Source organism: Nostoc sp. (genome assembly GCF_035638895.1).
Classification (GTDB): domain Bacteria; phylum Cyanobacteriota; class Cyanobacteriia; order Cyanobacteriales; family Nostocaceae; genus Nostoc.
In genome coordinates, this window is the sequence record NZ_DASQZC010000249.1 from 1 (window position 1) to 19,662 (window position 19,662).

20 protein-coding genes and 1 tRNA gene are annotated in these 19,662 nt (G+C 41.7%); 15 read left to right on the forward strand and 6 right to left on the reverse strand.

What is annotated here, in order from left to right; translation table 11 throughout:
- Both VE944_RS12040 and VE944_RS12045 read right to left on the reverse strand, forming a co-directional pair.
- A partial coding sequence (locus tag VE944_RS12040; protein ID WP_324977141.1) for a group I intron-associated PD-(D/E)XK endonuclease occupies positions 1-356 on the reverse strand: 356 nt, incomplete at its 3' end.
- A 72-nt stretch (positions 357-428) separates the two neighbouring features.
- Positions 429-501 (reverse strand) — tRNA-Arg (locus tag VE944_RS12045).
- A 146-nt stretch (positions 502-647) separates the two neighbouring features.
- Between VE944_RS12045 and VE944_RS12050 the strand changes: the two genes are divergently transcribed.
- From VE944_RS12050 to cutA, 5 genes are all read left to right on the forward strand, one after another.
- On the forward strand, positions 648-773 hold the full coding sequence (locus tag VE944_RS12050) for a hypothetical protein (protein WP_324977144.1): 126 nt from the start codon (positions 648-650) through the stop codon (positions 771-773).
- Between the two features lie 85 nt (positions 774-858).
- The gene (locus VE944_RS12055; protein WP_324977147.1) at positions 859-1,518 is read left to right on the forward strand and encodes an Npun_F0813 family protein; all 660 of its coding nucleotides are present in this window, start codon (positions 859-861) and stop codon (positions 1,516-1,518) included.
- A gap of 124 nt (positions 1,519-1,642) precedes the next feature.
- Positions 1,643-2,494 (forward strand): hypothetical protein, encoded by an 852-nt coding sequence (locus tag VE944_RS12060; RefSeq protein ID WP_324977150.1) that lies wholly within the window; start codon positions 1,643-1,645, stop codon positions 2,492-2,494.
- Positions 2,495-2,515: 21 nt separating this feature from the next.
- The gene (locus tag VE944_RS12065; RefSeq protein WP_324977154.1) at positions 2,516-3,517 is read left to right on the forward strand and encodes a transposase; all 1,002 of its coding nucleotides are present in this window, start codon (positions 2,516-2,518) and stop codon (positions 3,515-3,517) included.
- Positions 3,518-3,522: 5 nt separating this feature from the next.
- Complete coding sequence (cutA, locus tag VE944_RS12070; RefSeq protein ID WP_324977157.1) at positions 3,523-3,855, forward strand: divalent-cation tolerance protein CutA; 333 nt, start codon at positions 3,523-3,525, stop codon at positions 3,853-3,855.
- A gap of 173 nt (positions 3,856-4,028) precedes the next feature.
- Here cutA and VE944_RS12075 read toward each other — a convergent pair whose 3' ends face one another.
- Complete coding sequence (locus tag VE944_RS12075) at positions 4,029-4,970, reverse strand: ADP-ribosylglycohydrolase family protein (protein ID WP_324977159.1); 942 nt, start codon at positions 4,968-4,970, stop codon at positions 4,029-4,031.
- Between the two features lie 391 nt (positions 4,971-5,361).
- Between VE944_RS12075 and VE944_RS12080 the strand changes: the two genes are divergently transcribed.
- The 5 genes from VE944_RS12080 (at position 5,362) to VE944_RS12100 (ending at position 10,891) form a co-directional block, all read left to right on the forward strand.
- A complete protein-coding gene (locus tag VE944_RS12080; protein WP_324977161.1) occupies positions 5,362-5,901 on the forward strand; it encodes a hypothetical protein in 540 nt (179 codons plus the stop codon).
- A 264-nt stretch (positions 5,902-6,165) separates the two neighbouring features.
- Positions 6,166-8,082, forward strand: a complete 1,917-nt coding sequence (gene sir / locus VE944_RS12085; RefSeq protein ID WP_324977164.1) for a sulfite reductase, ferredoxin dependent — start codon at positions 6,166-6,168, stop codon at positions 8,080-8,082.
- A 297-nt stretch (positions 8,083-8,379) separates the two neighbouring features.
- Positions 8,380-9,024: a Uma2 family endonuclease gene (locus VE944_RS12090; protein WP_324977167.1), complete on the forward strand. Its 645-nt coding sequence runs from the start codon at positions 8,380-8,382 to the stop codon at positions 9,022-9,024.
- Positions 9,025-9,037: 13 nt separating this feature from the next.
- The gene (locus VE944_RS12095) at positions 9,038-9,745 is read left to right on the forward strand and encodes a 16S rRNA (uracil(1498)-N(3))-methyltransferase (protein ID WP_324977170.1); all 708 of its coding nucleotides are present in this window, start codon (positions 9,038-9,040) and stop codon (positions 9,743-9,745) included.
- Between the two features lie 60 nt (positions 9,746-9,805).
- Positions 9,806-10,891: a tetratricopeptide repeat protein gene (locus tag VE944_RS12100; protein WP_324977173.1), complete on the forward strand. Its 1,086-nt coding sequence runs from the start codon at positions 9,806-9,808 to the stop codon at positions 10,889-10,891.
- 177 nt (positions 10,892-11,068) lie between these two features.
- Here VE944_RS12100 and VE944_RS12105 read toward each other — a convergent pair whose 3' ends face one another.
- On the reverse strand, positions 11,069-11,608 hold the full coding sequence (locus tag VE944_RS12105) for a hypothetical protein (RefSeq protein WP_324977176.1): 540 nt from the start codon (positions 11,606-11,608) through the stop codon (positions 11,069-11,071).
- A 511-nt stretch (positions 11,609-12,119) separates the two neighbouring features.
- Here VE944_RS12105 and VE944_RS12110 point away from each other — a divergent pair.
- A complete protein-coding gene (locus VE944_RS12110) occupies positions 12,120-12,755 on the forward strand; it encodes an esterase/lipase family protein (RefSeq protein ID WP_324977179.1) in 636 nt (211 codons plus the stop codon).
- Positions 12,756-12,875: 120 nt separating this feature from the next.
- On the opposite strand, the gene VE944_RS12115 is transcribed toward VE944_RS12110, so the two are convergent.
- Complete coding sequence (locus VE944_RS12115; protein ID WP_324977181.1) at positions 12,876-13,307, reverse strand: VOC family protein; 432 nt, start codon at positions 13,305-13,307, stop codon at positions 12,876-12,878.
- A 429-nt stretch (positions 13,308-13,736) separates the two neighbouring features.
- Between VE944_RS12115 and VE944_RS12120 the strand changes: the two genes are divergently transcribed.
- The 3 genes from VE944_RS12120 (at position 13,737) to VE944_RS12130 (ending at position 18,512) form a co-directional block, all read left to right on the forward strand.
- Positions 13,737-14,531, forward strand: coding sequence for a TIGR00297 family protein (locus tag VE944_RS12120; protein WP_324977184.1), 795 nt, complete (start codon positions 13,737-13,739; stop codon positions 14,529-14,531).
- Between the two features lie 547 nt (positions 14,532-15,078).
- Positions 15,079-15,861 carry a peptidylprolyl isomerase gene (locus tag VE944_RS12125; protein ID WP_324977187.1) on the forward strand — a complete coding sequence of 261 codons (783 nt, stop codon included), beginning with the start codon at positions 15,079-15,081 and terminating at the stop codon, positions 15,859-15,861.
- Positions 15,810-18,512, forward strand: a complete 2,703-nt coding sequence (locus VE944_RS12130) for a type I secretion system permease/ATPase (protein ID WP_324977190.1) — start codon at positions 15,810-15,812, stop codon at positions 18,510-18,512. Before VE944_RS12125 ends, VE944_RS12130 begins: the two co-directional genes overlap by 52 nt.
- A gap of 18 nt (positions 18,513-18,530) precedes the next feature.
- Here VE944_RS12130 and VE944_RS12135 read toward each other — a convergent pair whose 3' ends face one another.
- Positions 18,531-18,707, reverse strand: coding sequence for a hypothetical protein (locus VE944_RS12135; RefSeq protein WP_324977192.1), 177 nt, complete (start codon positions 18,705-18,707; stop codon positions 18,531-18,533).
- Between the two features lie 365 nt (positions 18,708-19,072).
- On the opposite strand from VE944_RS12135, the gene VE944_RS12140 reads away from it, so the two are divergent.
- A partial coding sequence (locus VE944_RS12140) for a S8 family serine peptidase (protein ID WP_324977195.1) occupies positions 19,073-19,662 on the forward strand: 590 nt, incomplete at its 3' end.

The following is a 19,662-nucleotide window of genomic DNA, read 5'->3' on the forward strand; positions in this document are numbered from 1 at the left end:
TAAAAAGGATTGGGTGATTTAGGCGGCGTTGTCCTGATACCGCAACCGCCAAACTTGATTGATGGATATACTACTTTGTTTATATCTGGCAAATAAAGACCATAGAAATCAAAGTCATCAGATTTGTACTTTTTCTCATGACAACCATTCTTGTCTGCCCAATTGCTTTTATTTTTCAGTGTGCCATCACAACTGTATTTAGCTTGAATTCTGTAACATTTGCCATCTTTGTAGGCAATCAAATCAAAGGGTGCATGTTCAGTTACTACTGGTACAAAAACCGAATATTCTTTCTCGACTAAATCTGCTATCACTTTAGCAGCTGCTAGATCACCCTTATCTTTTGTGTGATGCATTTATATGAACTCTCAAGCCTATTTTATAAATTACCATAAAAAGGCTTCTTTAAGGTTCGTATTAAGTTAAAACGAGCGCGGCAGGGTTCGAACCTGCGACCAACGGATTAGAAATCCGTGGCTCTATCCACTGAGCTACGCGCCCAAAACAAAATAATGGCTCCTGGAGGAGTCACCTACACTATTATATCGTCTTCACGTAACAAGAAGCAATCGAAAATTGCAGATTTACTATTAGCAAGGCTAAGATGCAAGTCGCTAGTTAGTTAATCTACACCGAAAACGAAACAGATGGAGTATTGGTTTAGATATATTGAGTTGTCAAAGGGTTATTTGCCTGTTAACGCCACCTTCCTATGGGCGGCTACCTTCGGGAAAGAACTGGCGATCGCTAGGCTCATTTCCACAGTATGCTAGGTAATTTCAGCCTTGCCGATACTGCCAAATGCCATTATATATTCCATATTAAGAGTGCCCCTGTGAGGAGTTATTTGCTAGTGCCATGTTTATTCTCAAACGGCAGGATGTTGAAATATCAAGCATTCAGCACCCAAAAAAGGATCAGCAGGTGCCGATTCTCAGTTATCAAGGGCAGACTTTTCGCTTGATTAGTGTTTTCAAAGCTAGTCAAGAAGAAGAAGCTAGAGCCTTATGGAGAGAATTAACGGATAACCGAGGTAAAGCCTGTGTTTTACTAGAAGAACCCGAACGGTTTAGTGTTTGGGGTAAAATCCGTTTAGAGCAACTGGATAGTGACACAGGTGGTCATGGCAAAACGGCGATTTTAATCCAAGCCAGTATTTTGCTCTTGCAGGGTGTTTCTATCGACATTGAAGAGTTTTTAGGTGCTAGGCAAGCTGCATTATTTGAAAAAGATATTGCGGAGGTGTTCAAGCAGAAACAATTTCCCCAAGCATCAACCCTTGAAGCAGTTAAATATTTGGTATCTACTAATCCATTACCAACAGCCAAAATACCTGATTGGCAAGAAAATCATGTAGTGATCTTGTTACAAGAACTGCATCGATTAGGAAAGGGCTATTTTGGCAATGCTAATTTTACCAAACAAGTGATTTATAAGCTAGAAGATATGCCAGAAGCCGAGCGATCGCTGTTTCTCAGTTGGCTAAATCAATCCCCACTGTGTAAACTATGGCAGTAACAAAATTATTACCAATGGCACTTGCTTTTGGTGTCTGATTGTGCATTAGTTAGCAGACACATTGCTAGATATACAGTCCTTTAACTCAAAATACTGCCAGAGAGCATCTACATAGTCAAGTCTTATGAATAACTCTTACGAGAATTCGTTCCTTTCTAAATCTATTTTCACCACTCAGAACATTGTCTTAGCTAATATTGGCTGGGCCGTACTGGCACTGCTATACTTTTTGTTGTTTAGTGCCAAAGTTCCCGGAGCAGATGGCATAGAAAGCCGAGCCGAGTGGTATGTGATTGGCACAAATATTTTTGAAGCTTTAGCTTATTTGGCTGCCGGTATCTTATGCTTGAGGAACTGGCTGAGTCCACAAATCGTCAGTGGTCGAAATGTTTGGCTCTTGATTGGCTTAGGTATGCTTTCCTATTTCGTCGGGGGGATAATTTTCGGCTATACGGAAATAGTTTTAAAAGATGAACCGGATGTGTCTGTAGGCGATATATTTTTTGTAGTTAGTTATCTATTACTTGGCGCAGGCATGATTTTAGCTGTGGCTTCCAGGCGAATTAATCTGGAAAAATGGCAGTGGCTAATTGTGTTAGCAATTGCTGTGTTCGGTAGTTTGTTGGCATGGTGGATTTCTATGCAACAGGAAACACCCTCAGAACTGTTAGTCGCTATTTTGAATTGGTTTTACGTAGTTAGCGATGTGGTTCTGTTAATTATTGCTACCACTCTGCTACTAGCCTTTTGGGGGGGAAGAGTTTCCCAGTCTTGGCGAATGATTGCAGCCGCGGCCTTTTCGCTTTACATTGCAGATATGTGGTTTAAATATGCCCAAGGCCCCAATTATCAAAGTGGAGAGATATTAGAAGTGTTTTGGGTATTTAGTGGAGTGTTATTTGGCATGGGCGCTGTCTTAGAATATGACGCATCACTAAGACGAACGCGGCGTACCAGTGGACGAAAACGAGCTTAGTAAAGATTTTTGGTATCTACCGTGAGAAAATTAACAGATTCTGACAAGCAAGAAATTCTTAAGTTATATCGAGAGACTGCCGAAACAACCTCAACTTTGGCAGACCGCTATGGTGTGAGTAATTCGACAATTAGTCGCCTGCTCAAAAGCACTTTGCCAGAAGATGAGTATGAATACTTAGTCTCCTTAAAGCGGGCTGCGAGAACTCCTGAGGGTAGGGCGCAGGTAAGTTACGAGCAGTTACCTCTGCTGACTCAACCAGAGCCGGAGATAGAGGTTCCACCCATCGAGAGCCACCCTGTGGAAGTACCAAAGGTTGAGCCACTACCACGTCGGGTAATTCATGTAGAGCAGGAGCTTTACTCAGAGGAAACGGCGGAGTCACTCGCTGCTAGTAGACGGGTGCGGCGACGCCCCTCGGCGACGGAAAAACCAAAGCTCCGAGTCCCAGAGAAATTAGAAACTCCAGAGCCAAAGCCGCCGGAAATAGTCAGTATTCCTATCCCACCACTAAAGAATGAACATCCAGGAGCGGCTGTCATCGCGCAGATGCTGGGTGAAGATTTGCTCGACGAATCGGAGGATTTGGACGATTTAGAAGATGATGATTTAGAAGATGACGATTTTGAGGAAGAAGATTTTGATGATGATGACCTGGATGAGGAAAGACCTTTAGTCACAAAACGTAGACCAGGTGAAGCATCAGTTCAAGTTTTACCTCTGTCGATAGCTAATTTGCCAAAAACTTGCTATTTGGTCATTGACCGTTCTTCGGAATTAATTACCCGTCCTCTCAAAGACTTTGGTGATTTGGGGCAAATTCCTAGCCTGGAAACCCAGCAAAGAACTCTGCCGGTATTTGATAATCATCGCGTCGCCAAGCGTTTTTCTACGAAGCGCGATCGCGTGATTAAAGTTCCTGATAGTAAAATGCTGCATAAGGCTCGGACTCATTTGCAAGCTAAGGGCATCACCCGACTGCTAATTGATGGTCAGGTCTACTCCTTATCTACGACAGTTTAGAGGTCATGGAGACACCGGCTGGCTATGGTGTGGTATTGGTGACAGCTGGCAACATACAAGAGGCAGAAGCAATTGCAAATGCCCTTGTGGAAGCTAAACTCGCTGCTTGTGTAAGTCTGTTACCAATCCACTCAATTTACACCTGGCAAGGAGAACTGCATAAAGAGCAAGAATGGCAATTACTGATTAAAACTGATTTGGCGCAATTTCCGGCAATGGAGGCCAAAATTAAGGAATTGCACTCCTATGAAGTGCCAGAAATTATTGCTTTACCAATTGTTGCTGGTTCTCAAGCCTACTTACAGTGGATTTCTCAGCAAGTTAAAAGTAAAGAGTGAGGAGTTATGAAAATCCTAACTCCTCACTCTTCGTATAATTTAAAATTACAAACTAATAGTCTGTCACATCAACTTTGACAAATAGATAAATTCTTCAATTTCTCTTCTTTCCTTCTTCCTTAGCGTACTTCGCGGTTCCCTTCTTTACTCTTCAAACTTCGCTTGACAGACTACTAGCTGTAAACGGCCCTTGCAAAACGCTCTGCCAAGTAAATAATGTCTTGTCTACGAGCAATTTGGTTCATCCATTGTTTGGGAATATTTTCCACGCCGTAGTAAATTCCCGCTAACCCACCGGTGACGGCGGCGGTAGTATCGGTATCTCCGCCTAAATTAACAGCTTTCAACACCGCTTCAGAATAAGACGAACTATTTAACAAACACCACAGGGATGATTCTAAGGTATCAATCACATAGCCACCAGAATTAATCTCTTCCACTGGTACCTTGGCAATCTCACCACTGAAAACTCTGCCAAAATGCGGCTTCTCTAACAAAAATTCTCGGACAGAATAAATTGTTTGGATATCTTGCAATCCTTGTAGATAAGCGGTTTGGGGGTTAGCCCCTTCTAAGAGCGCCACTGCAATACTAATATAAATGCCACAGGCCATTTGCGATCGCGCATGGCCATGAGTAATCGCCGAAACATCATGCACCCGCGCCAGCAATTCGCCTAAAGTTAACTTTCTGTGACAATAAGCCATCGGTAAGATTCTCATCAGAGAACCATTGCCATTACTATTCTCAACCTTACCACCCGCCTGATGGGGAACAACTCCCTGTTTAAGGCGCATAATTGCTGTGTGGGTAGTTTCACCAATATCAAAGACATCGCCACGGGGAGTCCAGTAAGCCTCCTTGTACCAGCGCCAGAAGGAATTGGCTATGGCATTCAATGAATACCCCCTACAAAGGCATTCTGTCAAGCAAAAGCTTAATGAACTATCATCCGACCAAGTTCCTGGTGGTTGATTCCATGTGCCATAACCCTGCATCGTTGTCACTGGAGATTTGACTCGTTCAGCGCGGCTAGTAAACTCCACCGGCACACCCAACGCATCACCGACACATAAACCCATCAAACCAGACAACGTTTTTGTAGCGGTTAGCATTATTCAATCTCCACAAGAATTGCTCAAAATTAACTTTATAGATTCCCTCTATAGCTTGTTGCAACGGATGCTACAGCCTACTTTTCATCATCTGTGAAAAGCTCGGTAAAAATTGTTAATTGGGTATTTTATTTACCATTTTCCGACTTATTTTTAGTTCCAAATATTGTGCCAGTTTTAAAAGCGTCTATTTTTGGAACAAAGAACCCAGATGAAAAGACATTGAATGTAATTATAACAGCTTATTTCTGATTTTTCGGGTAGTTAACCTGTAAACGTCAAGCATCAATAGCAACATTCATTCAATAAAGTCTGGTAAATATTTGGAACATTTTCATACAATTTTCGACTTGGAATATACAAGTAAAAAATACAAAATTTGGTAAAAGATATGAAGCGTTTACTCAAGTCTCTCATGACAATTTCTGTATTATCTTCTTTAATAATTGCTCCTCTTGTTCTATCAGCTAGTCAAGCTTCTGCTGAAACCAAAAAAGGTACTGATGCTAGCTATGTTGGTGCTGGTGTTGCAGGTGGTGTTACCAGTGGCGGGCAAGGTATCAACGATGATGCAACATTTGGTGGTAATGTCACAGGTCGCGTGAAATTAGGAACTACACCATTTTCTGCACGCGGTAATGTCCTTTGGAGTGATAAGACAAGTGCTATTATCCCAGAACTTTCTGTGGATGTGCCTATCGCTAATAAAACTAATGCCTATTTAACTGGTGGTTATTCTTTTGTAGAGAAAGATGGTTCACCAACTCCTATAGGTAATAAAGATTCAATAGTGGTAGGTGCTGGTGTTGAATCAGAAGTTGCTAACAATTTCCTCGTCTACACTAACGCCAAAGTCGGGCTTGGTGCCTACCAAAATAGCGATACTCCTGCTGTTAGCATCAACGGCGGTTTTGGCTATCGCTTCAAATAAAAGATTATTGAGTCCTCAGTCAGTTTATACTTTACTTAAGTACTCAGGACGGGCTAAACGCCCCGCTACCGCTAACAGCACTTAAAACTCACTACTTCAAAAAGCTGGTTTTGTTAAGTGTTACATCACTGACAAAGCCTGCTTTTGCCGTGGTAAAATTAAATTATTCCTCATTATTCCGGCCGGATTACCGGGGATAAAATAGCCGAAGGGTGCTGATTCGGCGTCTACGTAATGCTTTATTGAGAATACTATACAAGTCTAATGGTTAAATCTGCTCCTTCCCCCATCGCAACCCGTAAGCCTTCCAAAGTAGAAGGAATCAAAGAAAATAGTAATTTTTTGCGTGAACCTATAGCAACTGAAATCCTTCAAGACACTACCCATTTTACTGAAAATGCGGTGCAGCTTTTGAAGTATCACGGTTCTTACCAACAGGATAACCGCGACAATCGCACCAAGGGACAGGAAAAAGATTACCAGTTTATGCTACGGACAAAAAATCCGGGTGGTTTAGTACCGCCGCAGCTGTATCTGGCTTTAGATAAAATAGCTGATGAGTATGGCAACCAGACGTTACGAGCAACTACCCGTCAAGGTTTCCAACTGCACGGAATTTTAAAGAAGAATCTTAAATCAGCAATTGCCACAATTGTCAATAACCTGGGTTCAACTTTGGGAGCTTGCGGTGACATTAATCGAAATGTGATGGCACCACCAGCCCCCTTTAAGAATCGCCCAGAGTATCAGTATGCTTGGGAGTATGCCCAGAATATTGCTGACTTGCTGACAGCGCAAACAGGTGCTTATTACGAAATTTGGTTAGATGGGGAAAAGGCAATTAGTGCTGAAGAAGCCCCAGAGGTGAAGGCAGCGCGACAGCGCAATGGAAATGGCACAATTATCCATGACAACGAAGAACCGATTTATGGCACGTACTATATGCCTCGCAAGTTTAAAATTTGCGTGACAGTGCCAGGGGATAATTCGATTGATTTGTATTCTCAAGACCTGACGTTGGTAGTGATTACCAATAAAAAGAAGCAATTAGAAGGATTTAATATTTTTGCTGGTGGTGGTCTAGGTAGAACTCACGGTAAAGAAGAAACTTTTGCTAGGTTAGCAGACCCCATCGGTTATGTGGCGAAAGATGACGTTTATGACATTGTGAAAGCGATTGTTGCTACCCAGAGAGACTATGGCGATCGCACCGATCGTCGTCATGCCAGATTAAAATATTTAATTAACGATTGGGGCTTAGATAAATTCCGTGCCCAAGTTGAAGAATATTTCGGTAAATCAATTGAAGCCTTCAAACCACTGCCAGAGTTTAAATATTACGACTTCCTCGGCTGGAATGAACAAGGTGATGGCAAACTATTCTTAGGAATTTCCATTGACAATGGTCGAATCAAGGATGAAGGTTCGTTTCAACTAAAAACCGCTTTGCGGGAAATTGTCGAGCAGTTCAAGTTGTCCATTCGTTTGAGTGCCAACCACAACCTGATTTTTTACGATATAGAACCAGATAGCAAGCAAGCTATTCAAGACATTCTCAGCCGTTACGGTGTCGTAGACGACCCTACTAAAATCGAACCTTTAGTGCGGTATGCAATGGCTTGTCCGGCTTTGCCCACTTGTGGCTTGGCAATCACCGAATCAGAACGAGCAATACCGGGAATTTTGGAGCGCGTTCGCGCCCTTTTAGATAAAATAGGTTTACAAAATGAGCATTTTGTGGTAAGGATGACAGGATGCCCCAATGGTTGCGCTCGTCCCTACTTAGCAGAATTGGGCTTTGTCGGTAGCGCTCCAGAATCTTACCAATTATGGTTAGGGGGTTCGCCAAATCAGACTCGACTGGCACAACCTTATACAGAGAAGCTGCACCATAATGATTTAGACAGCTTCTTAGAGCCGATTTTTGTTTACTTTAAAAAATCTCGGAAATCGAAGGAAAGTTTTGGTGATTTTTGCGATCGCGTTGGTTTTGATGCCATCCGCGAGTTTGCTGCTAGCTACGATCCTAACAGCGCTAATCCTGCAAACAAATCGCGCCATCGGGTGAATTTGAAAGAAGAGGTTTATAGCAAGTTGAAGGAAGTAGCAGAAAGCCAAGGTAAACCCATGACTCAGTTAGTGACTGAAGCGCTAGAGACTTACTTCCAGAATCTTTCGTAAGCCGAAAAATTGAAGATAATAGAAATCAAAGAGAGACACAGATAAATCCATCTGTGTCTCTTGCGTAAGTCACTTAGTACACAGTTTCGTAAATTCGTGGCCAATTGAGGGTTTAAGTTTAAACGCATAGGCACTTCTCTACGAGACGCTACGCGTACGTAGGGGTACGCCTTCCCGTAGGGTAGGGGCGCAGAGGAGCGCAAACTTTATTTGGAGGTATTTTTTTCTCCCCCTGCTTCTCTTCTTCCCCCGCCTCCCGTGCTCTCTTCGGTGACACATCCACAGGAAAACTGAAATATGGTTACGACAGCAAAATTTGCAGAAACTAGGGATGTGCTGCAAAACATCAGCTGGCAAACATTCAAAGCTATGCTGGCAGATATGGGATCTGAGCGAAATAAAAGGCTAGCTTATGACAACGGAATAGTAGAAATTATGACTCCGCTAATGCCGCATGAGAACTCAAACCGTCTCATCGAAGGTTTTGTTCTTGTGCTGTGTGAAGAATTTGGTTTAGAAGTTAAAAGTGCTGGCTCGTTGACTATGACGCGGGATGATTTGGAACGAGGAGGCGAGCCGGACAGTAGTTACTATATCCAAAATGAATTGTTAGTCCGCAACAAAGAAAGTATTGACCTAAATACAGATCCACCACCAGATATAGTACTGGAAGTGGAATATTCCAGATCCAAAATAGACAAGTTAGCTCTTTACGCTTCAATGGGAGTCCCAGAATTCTGGCGATATAACGGAAATGTCTTGAGAATCTACGCCCTTAATAATGGGCAATACTCGCAAAGCGATCGCACTCCAACTTTTGCGCCTGTGCTGGTGACGGAGATTCCCCGATTTATCCAAGAAAGCAAGAAAGTTGGACAAATAACAGCAACTCGTGCTTTCCGTACCTGGGTTAGACAACAGATATCTACAGCAGGGCAATAATTTATTAAGAAAAATGTCTCAACTGCAAAGAATTGCGATCGCACCTTCCCAATTCCAACAAGAGCAAATTTTGCTCACCAAAGAACAGCAACATTATTTGGGGCGTGTGTTGCGCTTGCGTGAAGGCGATCGCTTTATTGCAATGGATGGTAAAGGAAAATGGTGGTTGGCGCAGCTAGCAGGGGAACAAGCACGGGTTTTAGAAGCGCTTTTGGTAGAAACTGAATTACCTGTATCAATTACGCTGATGGTAGCGTTGCCCAAAGGCAATGGATTTGATGAAGTAGTACGGTGTTGTACAGAATTGGGAGTAGCTTGTATTGCACCAGTATTGAGCGATCGCACCTTGCTTCATCCTAGTCCTCAAAAGCTCGAACGCTGGCGGCGCATCGCTGCGGAAGCCGCCGAGCAATCAGAGCGCTCATTCGTACCAACAATTTTAGAGCCTGTTACTTTTAATACTGCTGTCACGGCTAATCAGATAAGTCACCGTTACATTTGCGAGGCTCGTGGAGAGTATCCCCATTTAAACAAAGTGCTGAATAGCATCTCTGAGGAGATTGTCATTGCTACTGGCCCAGAGGGAGGATGGACAACACAAGAAATCGAGAATGCGATCGCATTTGGATTTCAACCTGTTTCCCTTGGTCGCCGCATCCTCAGAGCAGTTACAGCCCCAGTAGTAGCATTATCCTTGATTACCGCAAGTTGTGAAGTATAAATGATTTATAGCTCACGCAAAAATGATTTTGCGCGAGACATTGATCCAGTGGATTGAAACATGATTGAGCAAGTTGCGATCGCCTTTGAGCATAAAGATTATCAAACAGCTGCTAAATTACTCAAACAGCTGCTAGTAGAATCGCCAGAACATCCTTGGGTACAATTTTATCTCGGTCGACTGCATGAAGTATCTGGAAAGCCCCAGGATGCGGAAAAAGTTTATCGGCAACTGCTGCAAGATACGAGGAATAGTAGAATAGTGACGCTCGCACGTCAAGGTTTGCAACGGCTACAAGAAATCGAACTAGAAGAAAGACAAAGAGCTATTTCCCAAGCAACAGCCGAAGCGAATAACACCGAACTTGGCGTACTAGTTTTAGAGCCACTCAGTAACGAACTCAAAACAGAAGCTTCTCGAAAATTTGCCCAAATTATGCAGCTAGACCCCTACACTGCACGGCTGTTACTACCAAGTCGTGGCTGGAGATTCTACCGCACTGGCCAAGTAGGAGAACTAAAATTTTACGGGAAACAGTTACAGCAGGCTGGCATTCCTTGCTTTTGGGCAACAATAGCTCAAATTCAGCAAATTCAAGTTTATCAAGTCAAATATTTCCAAGAATCTACTCCACAAGCTACTGTTGTTTGCCGTAATGAGACAAATCAACTAGGTTCTCTCACCTTTGATTGGTCAGAAGTTACAGCAAGAGTAGTGGGACTGTTGCCCATTTTTGAGGAAGTAGTAGATCGTGATGTGCGCGGTAAACTAGAACGGAAAACTCAAACACAAGACTATGCCCAGTTTTGTGATTTACACATACCTGGTAGACGTTGCATTCTCCGACTTTATGATAACGGTTATGAATTTCAACAAGGTTTAGAAATTATTCCCGAAGCTAGCCAAAATACAATCAGAATTAATTGGAATAGTTTATCGAGTTGGATTAACCAGCAACTGCCTCAAGTTCAAATCTGGTCAGATTTCACATCTTTTGCAGATACAACATTAGATCAAACAGAAATGCTGAGTTATATCAAGTCTCACATTGATTTGTTGCGTAGAGAAGAGACTAATTGGGACTCAGCTTTTCATTTATATAGTGGATTGGTATTTGTTAAAGATGCCAATTCGTTATACAAATAAACTATCTAACCAACCCTAAAAAATGCAGTTGTACTGGAGAAAATTAAGCGATCGCTCCTACTTTGGAGAGTTCCCCTATCTACAACTGGTAAACTTGTCTTAATATTGCGTATTCACACTTAATTCATCGGTAGTAGATAGACACGAAAGAGACGCGAAATTTCGCGTCTCTTTGATTTAACCAGGGGTTTTAACCTGACGTGCCATGTCTAGATAAGCGCTCATATTTGCCCCTGGACGGCGACGGCCATTAGAGCTAGTAGCCGAAGGAGCAAGATATTTAGGCGCAAAGGTAGTTTCTTTTGGCTCCTCTTTGAGGACTTTGGCTGCTGCGGCTTTTGCATTTTTGCCAGGTTCAACTTTAAGACCCTCAGCAGTCTGGACAAGCGTAACATCAGGTGGTTTGGGATTTTTAGCTGATTTTTCCTTACCCTTAGCTACTGATTTTTCCTTACCCTTAGCTGCGGCGGTTTTTGTTCCGTTCAATAAAGCTGGCTTGGATGCTTCTGGCGCTTCTGGTGCCGTTACTTTCTTAACATTCGATACAACTGTCTCTGCTACTTTCTTTGCGTTTGATGCTACTTCTTGAGCAGCATCTTTAGCAGCATCTTTGGCTTCGTCCAATTCCAAGAAATAGCCGTTGCTTTTCTTCTTTCCTCGTAACAGTCCGGTAACGAAATCCAAAATACCTGAAATTAACTTTTTGATAAAATCCATTACAATTACTCCTGCCTTTTACCTTTTATATTTGAAACTCAACCGTAATTGTTAATAATTACGACAAAATGTTACATTTTCTACTTCGTGTCACCTCATTGTGATGACAACCCTTATAGGTTTGTGCTTAATCAACATTGTAGTAAAACTATAGGGCAAATGTTCTTTTGCAAGCACTTGCGACCTGTATACACCGAGAACTAATTATTAAATTTTACTGTAACTAAGAGCAAGATTCTGAAACCTGGCTTTACAAAAATTAATATTTATTTATTTGAAATTACTGATTGGAGAAAAGCAAGCGCTTTACTTTCAACCAGTGGGAGGAGTGTAATAGCCTATTGTCAAATAGCGCTGGCTATAAGTTAAATTTTATACGAAGTATCTTTGGGAGCATTTCAGTTTTGCAAAAATGTATTTTAAAGACTCCGAAAAGCAACAGCTTCAGTTTGTAGAGCAGTATGTACCTACAAAAGTGAAATATACCCCTTAATTCAGCCAGATTTTGTCAATGAACATTAAAAATCAACAACGCAATCCCGTTTTGTTAATACATGGGATTGACGACACAGAGGCAGTTTTCCATAAAATGGCGGCTCAGTTAAAACTACAGGGTTGGTCTGTATATTCCCTGGATCTCGTACCTAACAATGGTAATGTAGGTCTTGATAAGTTGGCAAAACAAGTAGCAGATTATGTTACAGCCACTTTTGCACCAGAACAATGTCTGGATTTAGTAGGCTTCAGCATGGGAGGAATTGTCAGCCGTTACTATGTCCAGCGATTGGGAGGAATTAACCGCGTACAGAGGTTTATCACAATTTCTTCGCCCCATAATGGAACTGTGGTTGCTTATGGTTCCTGGCGTCCTGGTTGCGTGCAAATGCGCCCTGACAGCATTTTTCTTAAGGATTTAAATTCTGATGCTGAGATGTTAAAACAGCTAAACTTTACATCTATCTGGACACCTTATGATTTGATGATTGTCCCAGCGAATAGTTCACAAATGTCCGTAGGAAGCGAAGTCATAGTACCAGTTGCTCTACACCCTTGGATGCTAACAGACCCCAGGAGTTTAGCAGTAGTTAAAGCAGCTTTAGTAGAGGATATTATGCTGCCCTTACTTAAAAAAGCATCCAGTCAGTAAGTAGAATGCTTGCCACCCTGGATTTATTCATCTTTAATTACGAATTATGTTAGCGAGGAACGAGCGTCCGTAGGAGCGTCATTACGAATTACGAATTACGAATTACGAATTACGAATTTCTCAAGTCCTATCCCCAATTTGCGTATGCTCGTAACTCTCAAAAATCGCCTCTGGGTGACGATAATACTTGAACTCCATAAGGTTATAAAAAGGATCTTCTAAAAAGAAAGTGCGATGCTCAAGAGGAGAGCCAACAAAGCGGTTTTTGGTTTCCTCACGAAAAAGTAGCTGTTGTTGTTGTGCCCTTTCTAGTAAGTCTTGCCAGTCACGTTCTTGGGTAAAAATTAGCCCAAAGTGTCTAGGATATATACTGTGTTGCGGTGTCAAGGGTTCTTTGGTGACGTGAGCCACTAATTGATGACCGTAGAGATTTAGAATCAGGGCGTGATGGTTTTCACGGCCAGAAATGCAGCCCAAGCCATCCACGTAATATGCTTTTGTTTGGGCAATGTCAGTTACAGGGAAAGCAAGATGGAATAAAGTTTGGCTCATAGCTTGTGTGGAAAAGACTAGTAGTTGATGCTATCTATAATTTATGCTGTTAAATCTTGATTGTGGTCAACTTAAACACAGTTTTAATTGGCATTAACTTATATCCTTTATCCTTATGAATAAGATTGGGGACTGAGTACCACTTCAGCCTAGAAATTGTTTTGAGTATGTTACGCACTCGAAGAGTCCACTCAACTAAACAGAAGTTTTGCATTTTGTTTAATCCACGTTCTTTAGTCAATATTACAGTGTATATCTAGGACATTGTTTGTTGTTTTACACTCAGGTTTCAGGGTGATGTCTACGAAATTTAGTTAATAATACAAATATATTACTTTAGCTGCGGAGGTACCATAAATTAAGCGCTAGGGGTAACAAATTAGTTATTCTGTTGATATTCAGACAAAATTACTCATTGATTAATTGCTGATGTCATCTTTAATTGATTCTGTTAATCCCTGGTTGGTGGCGATAGGATTAAACACAATTCTATTGGGTTTAGCTTGGATTGCTCCGAAAAAGCTGCTTACCCCTGCTGGATTATTCCACGCCTGGTTTCTGGCCATCCTAATTTGGGTAACTCTAGGCTGGCAAGGATATGCAGTAGTAATGTTCTATTTTCTCGTTGGTTCTGGCGTTACCCGCATCGGAATGGCGCAGAAGGAGGCTGAAGGAATTGCCGAAAAGCGTTCTGGGGCAAGAGGCCCAGAAAATGTTTGGGGTTCAGCTTTGACTGGGGCGCTGTGTGCATTGGGAGTAGGGATAATAAATTCAGGATTTGTGCCTAGTTCCCAATCTTTAATCCCCAATCCCCAGTCCCTATTATTGTTAGCCTATGTAGCGAGTTTCAGTACCAAGCTAGCTGACACTACTGCTAGTGAAGTCGGTAAAGCCTATGGTAAAAGCACCTTTCTAATTACTACACTCAAACCAGTGCCTCGCGGTACAGAAGGAGCGATAAGCTTGGAAGGGACTTTAGCTGGGATTGTGGCTTCTGTAGCGATCGCATTTGTTGGTTGGGGAGTTGGTTTAATTGATCTATTAGGAGTAGCTTGGTGTGTACTTGCAGCATTTATTGCCACTAACTTAGAAAGTGTGATTGGAGCAACATTGCAATCTAAGTATACTTGGCTGACTAATGAGGTCGTAAACATTGTTAATACATTAATCGGTGCGATCGCGGCTGTGCTACTCGCCTGGACATGGATAAGTATAATTAAGTAGACAGGTGAGAATAAAGGATTACTTATTAAGGTTCCGCCTTCAGTTGCTACAACTTTGGTTATGTAAGTAACTGACAATAAACAATTCTTAATATGTTTTACTTTATTTTCGCCTATCTAAACTAATCATCATATTTCCAGAACGATTAGCTTGTATTGAGTTAGCGAAGTTTTTCTCCAAAACGAGAGGCTAGAGCGCAAGGGTTTCCCCCATAAGCGACTAACTGTCTTCGGAGCGTCACCCAAAGGGTAAGCGGCTCCAGTCCTGCTTTTATGTAACTTCAATGCTCTCGCTGAATTTATAAAGATTTGGTTACACAACATATTTTGGCTTATAACTGATATTTTAAATCCTGTTCTGTCTCCACTAGACCGTAAAACTAATTATGGAAAATTATTTTATTTACTAGTTGTATAATTTTTTGACCATTTAGATGTAATTAGTTTATAAAATCTTCATCATATTTAATCATCAATGACCAAATACTTTTTATATGATTTAATTTAAAAGTCTTATGAGTGCTTAACCATTTTCACATAGTTATTTCATGGAATCTTTATCATTTTTGACAATCAATGACAAAATAATTTCTATTGAGGAAGCAGTAAAGTACCTGCAAGCCTCTGGAAAATTGGGACAGTTCATTGGAGATATTCTCCGCCAGTACGTAATTGAAGAAGAAATCCGAACAAGAGACGATATTGAGATTGGTACAGCAATAACTGAACAGGCAATTATTGACTTTAGGCTAAAAAATCAACTGATTGACCCCCAAAGTTTTCAAGAATGGTTAAAAGCCAACAACACAGATTACGCTACCTTTCACACATCGGTGGCTTTTGGTTACAAGTTAGAAAAGCTAAAAGCTGTAGTGACCCAAGCAAAACTCCAAGAATATTTTATAGAACGCAAAATCTTTTTGGATCGGGTGGTACTTTCTCGGATCGTTGTTGATAATCGAGAATTGGCAGACGAACTACAAACTCAAATTGAAGAAGGAGGTAGTTTTGAGCAACTAGCTAAAGAGTATTCCCTTTCAGATGACCGAATTGTGAACGGGATGATGGGAATAGTCAGCCGAGGAAGTATGCCGGATATATTACGGGCAGCTATTGATGTGGCTAGTCCCGGACAATTGATCGGCCCAATAGAAATCGTTGGCAAAGACTCTCCCCAAGGAGAAGGACCTTATGGTTTGTTTCGAGTAGAACAATTTCTGCCAGCGTCTTTAGAAGATACTCAACTAAACCAAGCACTACAAAATGAGTTGTTTGAGAAATGGCTAGCAGAGAAAATTCAAAAACTGACAGTCAAATTACAAGTGAGTTAAATATTCTGGATAATGAATCTTTACGATTAAAAGTGCTAGCTTCTTTGCCTTGGAATCAGCCACCGTTATGTTGGCTGACTCCCGAACAACAATCCCGATTGGAAAATGAGTCCCAAACTCGTCAGTATCGTCTTGGAGAGAAAATCTGGTCAAACGATGTTGGTGGTTACCAATTCTTAATTGTGGCTGGAAAAGTCCGCTTACGAGAAGAGGGGGTTGGTAAACCAATAGCCGCCCTAGATGTGGGGGATTGGTTTGGTGATTTCCAAAAGCTATCTGGGGATCTTAAAGCTGTAGCTGCTAGTAAAGAAGTAGTAGTAGTGTGTTGGCATACAGCGCTATGGGCAGAATTTTCTAACCCACAAATTCAGGAATTCTGGCAAGTTTTACCAGTGAATGTGGAGAGAGAGAAAGACACATTTTCCTTTTCTTCCACTCCTTCATTAGCGCCAGCCTCAGAGGGAACTTCTAGCCCCCACAGCCTCCAACCCCAAAGAGGACTTCCGGCTGCCAATCTGATCATCTCAAATTATCCTTTCGTTGCTAGCTGGAACACTGCTGCTGCCTGTTTAACAATGGTGGCGCAACAGTTAGAAAATTCTGTGCAACTGGAGTGGGTGCAGCGCCAACTCAGAGGACAACGCCCAAAACAGGTTGTGGAAGCAGGAGAAAAGTTAGGGTTAGTGTTGCGGCGGTTACAAGTAAGTTGGGGTGAGTTGCGACAGTTATCATTTCCAGCTTTACTGCTGTGGAATTCTGACTCGCCCCAGAGTCCATCTTGGGTGGTAGCTTATGGAGTTAAAGGCGATCGCTTGATTATCGCTAACCCTCTAAATCCCGATCGCATTTGTGAAAGCTTACCGCAGTCGATAGTTGAAGCGTCTTGGGATGGGCGATTGTGGCAAGTAGAACTTATATCCCAGCAAGAAAAATTTAACCTCAGTTGGTTTACCCCAGCAGTTTGGAAGTATAAGGGATTGCTCACAGAAGTATTGTTAGCATCTTTTACCTTGCAGCTTTTGGGGTTAACAACACCACTAATTACGCAAGTCGTTATTGATAAAGTGATGGTGCAGGAGAGTTTGCCGACTCTCGATGTAATGGCGATCGCACTTTTGTTTGTAGCCATATTTGAGTCCATACTTGGCATTCTGCGCCTATTCATCTTTACCCATACAGCTCGTCGTCTGGATTTGAGTTTATCAGCACAGCTATTTCGCCATTTGATGCGACTGCCATTAGCTTATTTTGAGTCGCGGCGCGTTGGAGACACAGTAGCACGAGTCCAGGAACTCGAACAAATACGTCAGTTTCTCACAGGTACAGCATTAACTGTGATTTTGGATAGCATCTTTGCTGTGGTGTACCTAGCATTGATGTTTTACTATAATATCCCACTCACTTTTGTGGCCTTAGCAGTACTGCCGCTATTTGCGACTTTAACGATAGTTGCAACACCAATTCTGCGTAACTGGCTCAACGAAACCTTTAACCGGAGTGCCGATAGTCAATCCTTTCTAGTAGAGACAATCACCGGAATTCACTCTGTTAAAGCCCATGCAGCCGAACCAGTAGCCCGCGATCGCTGGGAAGGCTTATTTGCTCGCTTTATTCGCACAGGTTTTAAAGCTTCTACTACCTCCAATATCAGCAGCAATATTGGTGACTTCCTCACCAATTTGTCTACTATACTGATTCTCTGGTTTGGCGCAAAATTAGTCATAGAACAAAAGCTTACAATCGGACAACTAGTTGCCTTTCAAATGCTGTCTGGTAGAGTCACAGGCCCACTTTTGCGCTTAGTACAGTTGTGGCAAACCCTCCAACAAGTGCTACTTTCTGTAGATCGCATTGGTGATATTCTCAACGTCTCCCCAGAAGCTGAACTGGGAACTGGTCTAGTTTTACCACCTCTCAAAGGACAAGTCACCTTCGAGCAAGTATTTTTCCGCTACCGGCCGAACTTTGAAGCAATTCTGCGGGGAATATCTTTCAATGCCGAACCAGGACAATTTGTTGGCATTGTCGGACGTAGCGGTTCTGGTAAAAGTACTCTGTCTAAGCTATTGCAACGCCTCTATCAAATTGAATCAGGACGCATTCTTATTGATGGTTTTGATATAAAAAGTGCCGATTTAGCCTCACTGCGGCAACAAGTTAGTGTAGTTCTCCAAGAAGACTTTTTATTCAACGGTACTATTTTGGAAAATATCACTCTCGGTAGTCCCGACATTACCGCAGAGCAAGTAGTAGAGGCGGCAAGATTAGCAGTAGCCCACGACTTCATCAGTCAATTACCCTACGGTTACGAAACCAATGTGGGTGAACGCGGTACCGCTTTATCTGGTGGACAGAGACAACGTATTGCCCTCGCAAGGCTATTTCTTTCCCAAGCGCCGATTTTAGTTTTGGATGAAGCTACCAGTGCTTTGGATAGTGAAACTGAACAACAAGTACTGCAAAACCTGCAAAAAATTTCTGCGAATCGTACCGTGTTTTTAATTGCTCACCGCTTTGCCCCTCTCAAACGTGCTGATTTGATTTTGGTATTGGAGCAAGGCGTGATTGCCGAACGTGGTACTCACTCACAATTGTTGCAACAAAAGGGTTTGTATTGGTCACTATATCAACGGCAGCAAGCAAATATTTAACTAACTTAAAGCTTGTGGCTACATAAAAGATAAACGTTTGAAAAGCGGCTTAAGTATAGTTTTTGGCGAATGGAGCATAACTCCATTCGCCATTTTAATTTTGATGATTTTAATAATTACTTTTGCTCCAGGCTGAGTGGTGTAAATAATTTTACAGACAGCGATCGCAGCAGTTTTAAAAGTAGTAACAGTCATAACGTTTTATTCTCATTGCGTTAGTCTCCATTAATACACCTCAAATATTTAAGACAATACGGTTCAGTTAAGGAAATTTATCTGTTAAGGCAGGCAGGGGGAGCAGGGGAGGCAGAGGAAGCAGGGGGAGAAAATAAAGCTTAATTGAACTGTATTGATATTTAAGATTCAATTGATAAATTTACTCTTAATAAAAACCACACTTGCCATAAGGTTTTTTGGTAATAAAATTAGCATTTTCTTATGAAATTTCATAGTAATTATTGACAATGAGGCTTATTCCCACATTAAAATCTATCTTCTTGTAAAGATTTTAAAGCTTCAACCTGTCAAAAAACAATTACTATCTTTGAGAGAAAATACTTATGCTGATTGATGATGTTAATAACAATGTGTTGTCAAATCAACAGCTAAATGTCACTTCAATTTCCTCATTAGATAGCTTTAATCTAAAAAATAGCCACAGCCTAAACTTCAGCAGAAGTAGTAGCTATAACTCAGCCGATGCTGATGTGCAGTTGCTAAATAATGGTGACTCTAATACTTTTAGCACTCAAAATTATAACTCCACAAATGGCTATGGCTTGATTAATGGAGCAGCAGCAGTGGCTAGAGGTATTGGTCAGAATACCTTTGCTGATGTTCCTGATCTTGGCGGCAATAATTGGGGAGCAGACCTTGTTAAAGCACCGGAAGTGTGGGCACAGGGATACACAGGTAAAGGCATTGTTGTTGCTGTTATAGATACTGGGGTTGACTATAATCACGAGGATTTAAAAAATAATATCTGGACGAATACCAAGGAAGTTGCAGGTAACGGTATTGATGATGATAGCAATGGCTATATTGATGATAATTACGGCTGGAACTTCTCTGATAAAAACAACAACACCCTAGATAACAATGGTCATGGCACTCATGTTTCTGGCACGATCGCAGGAGAAAATAATAACTA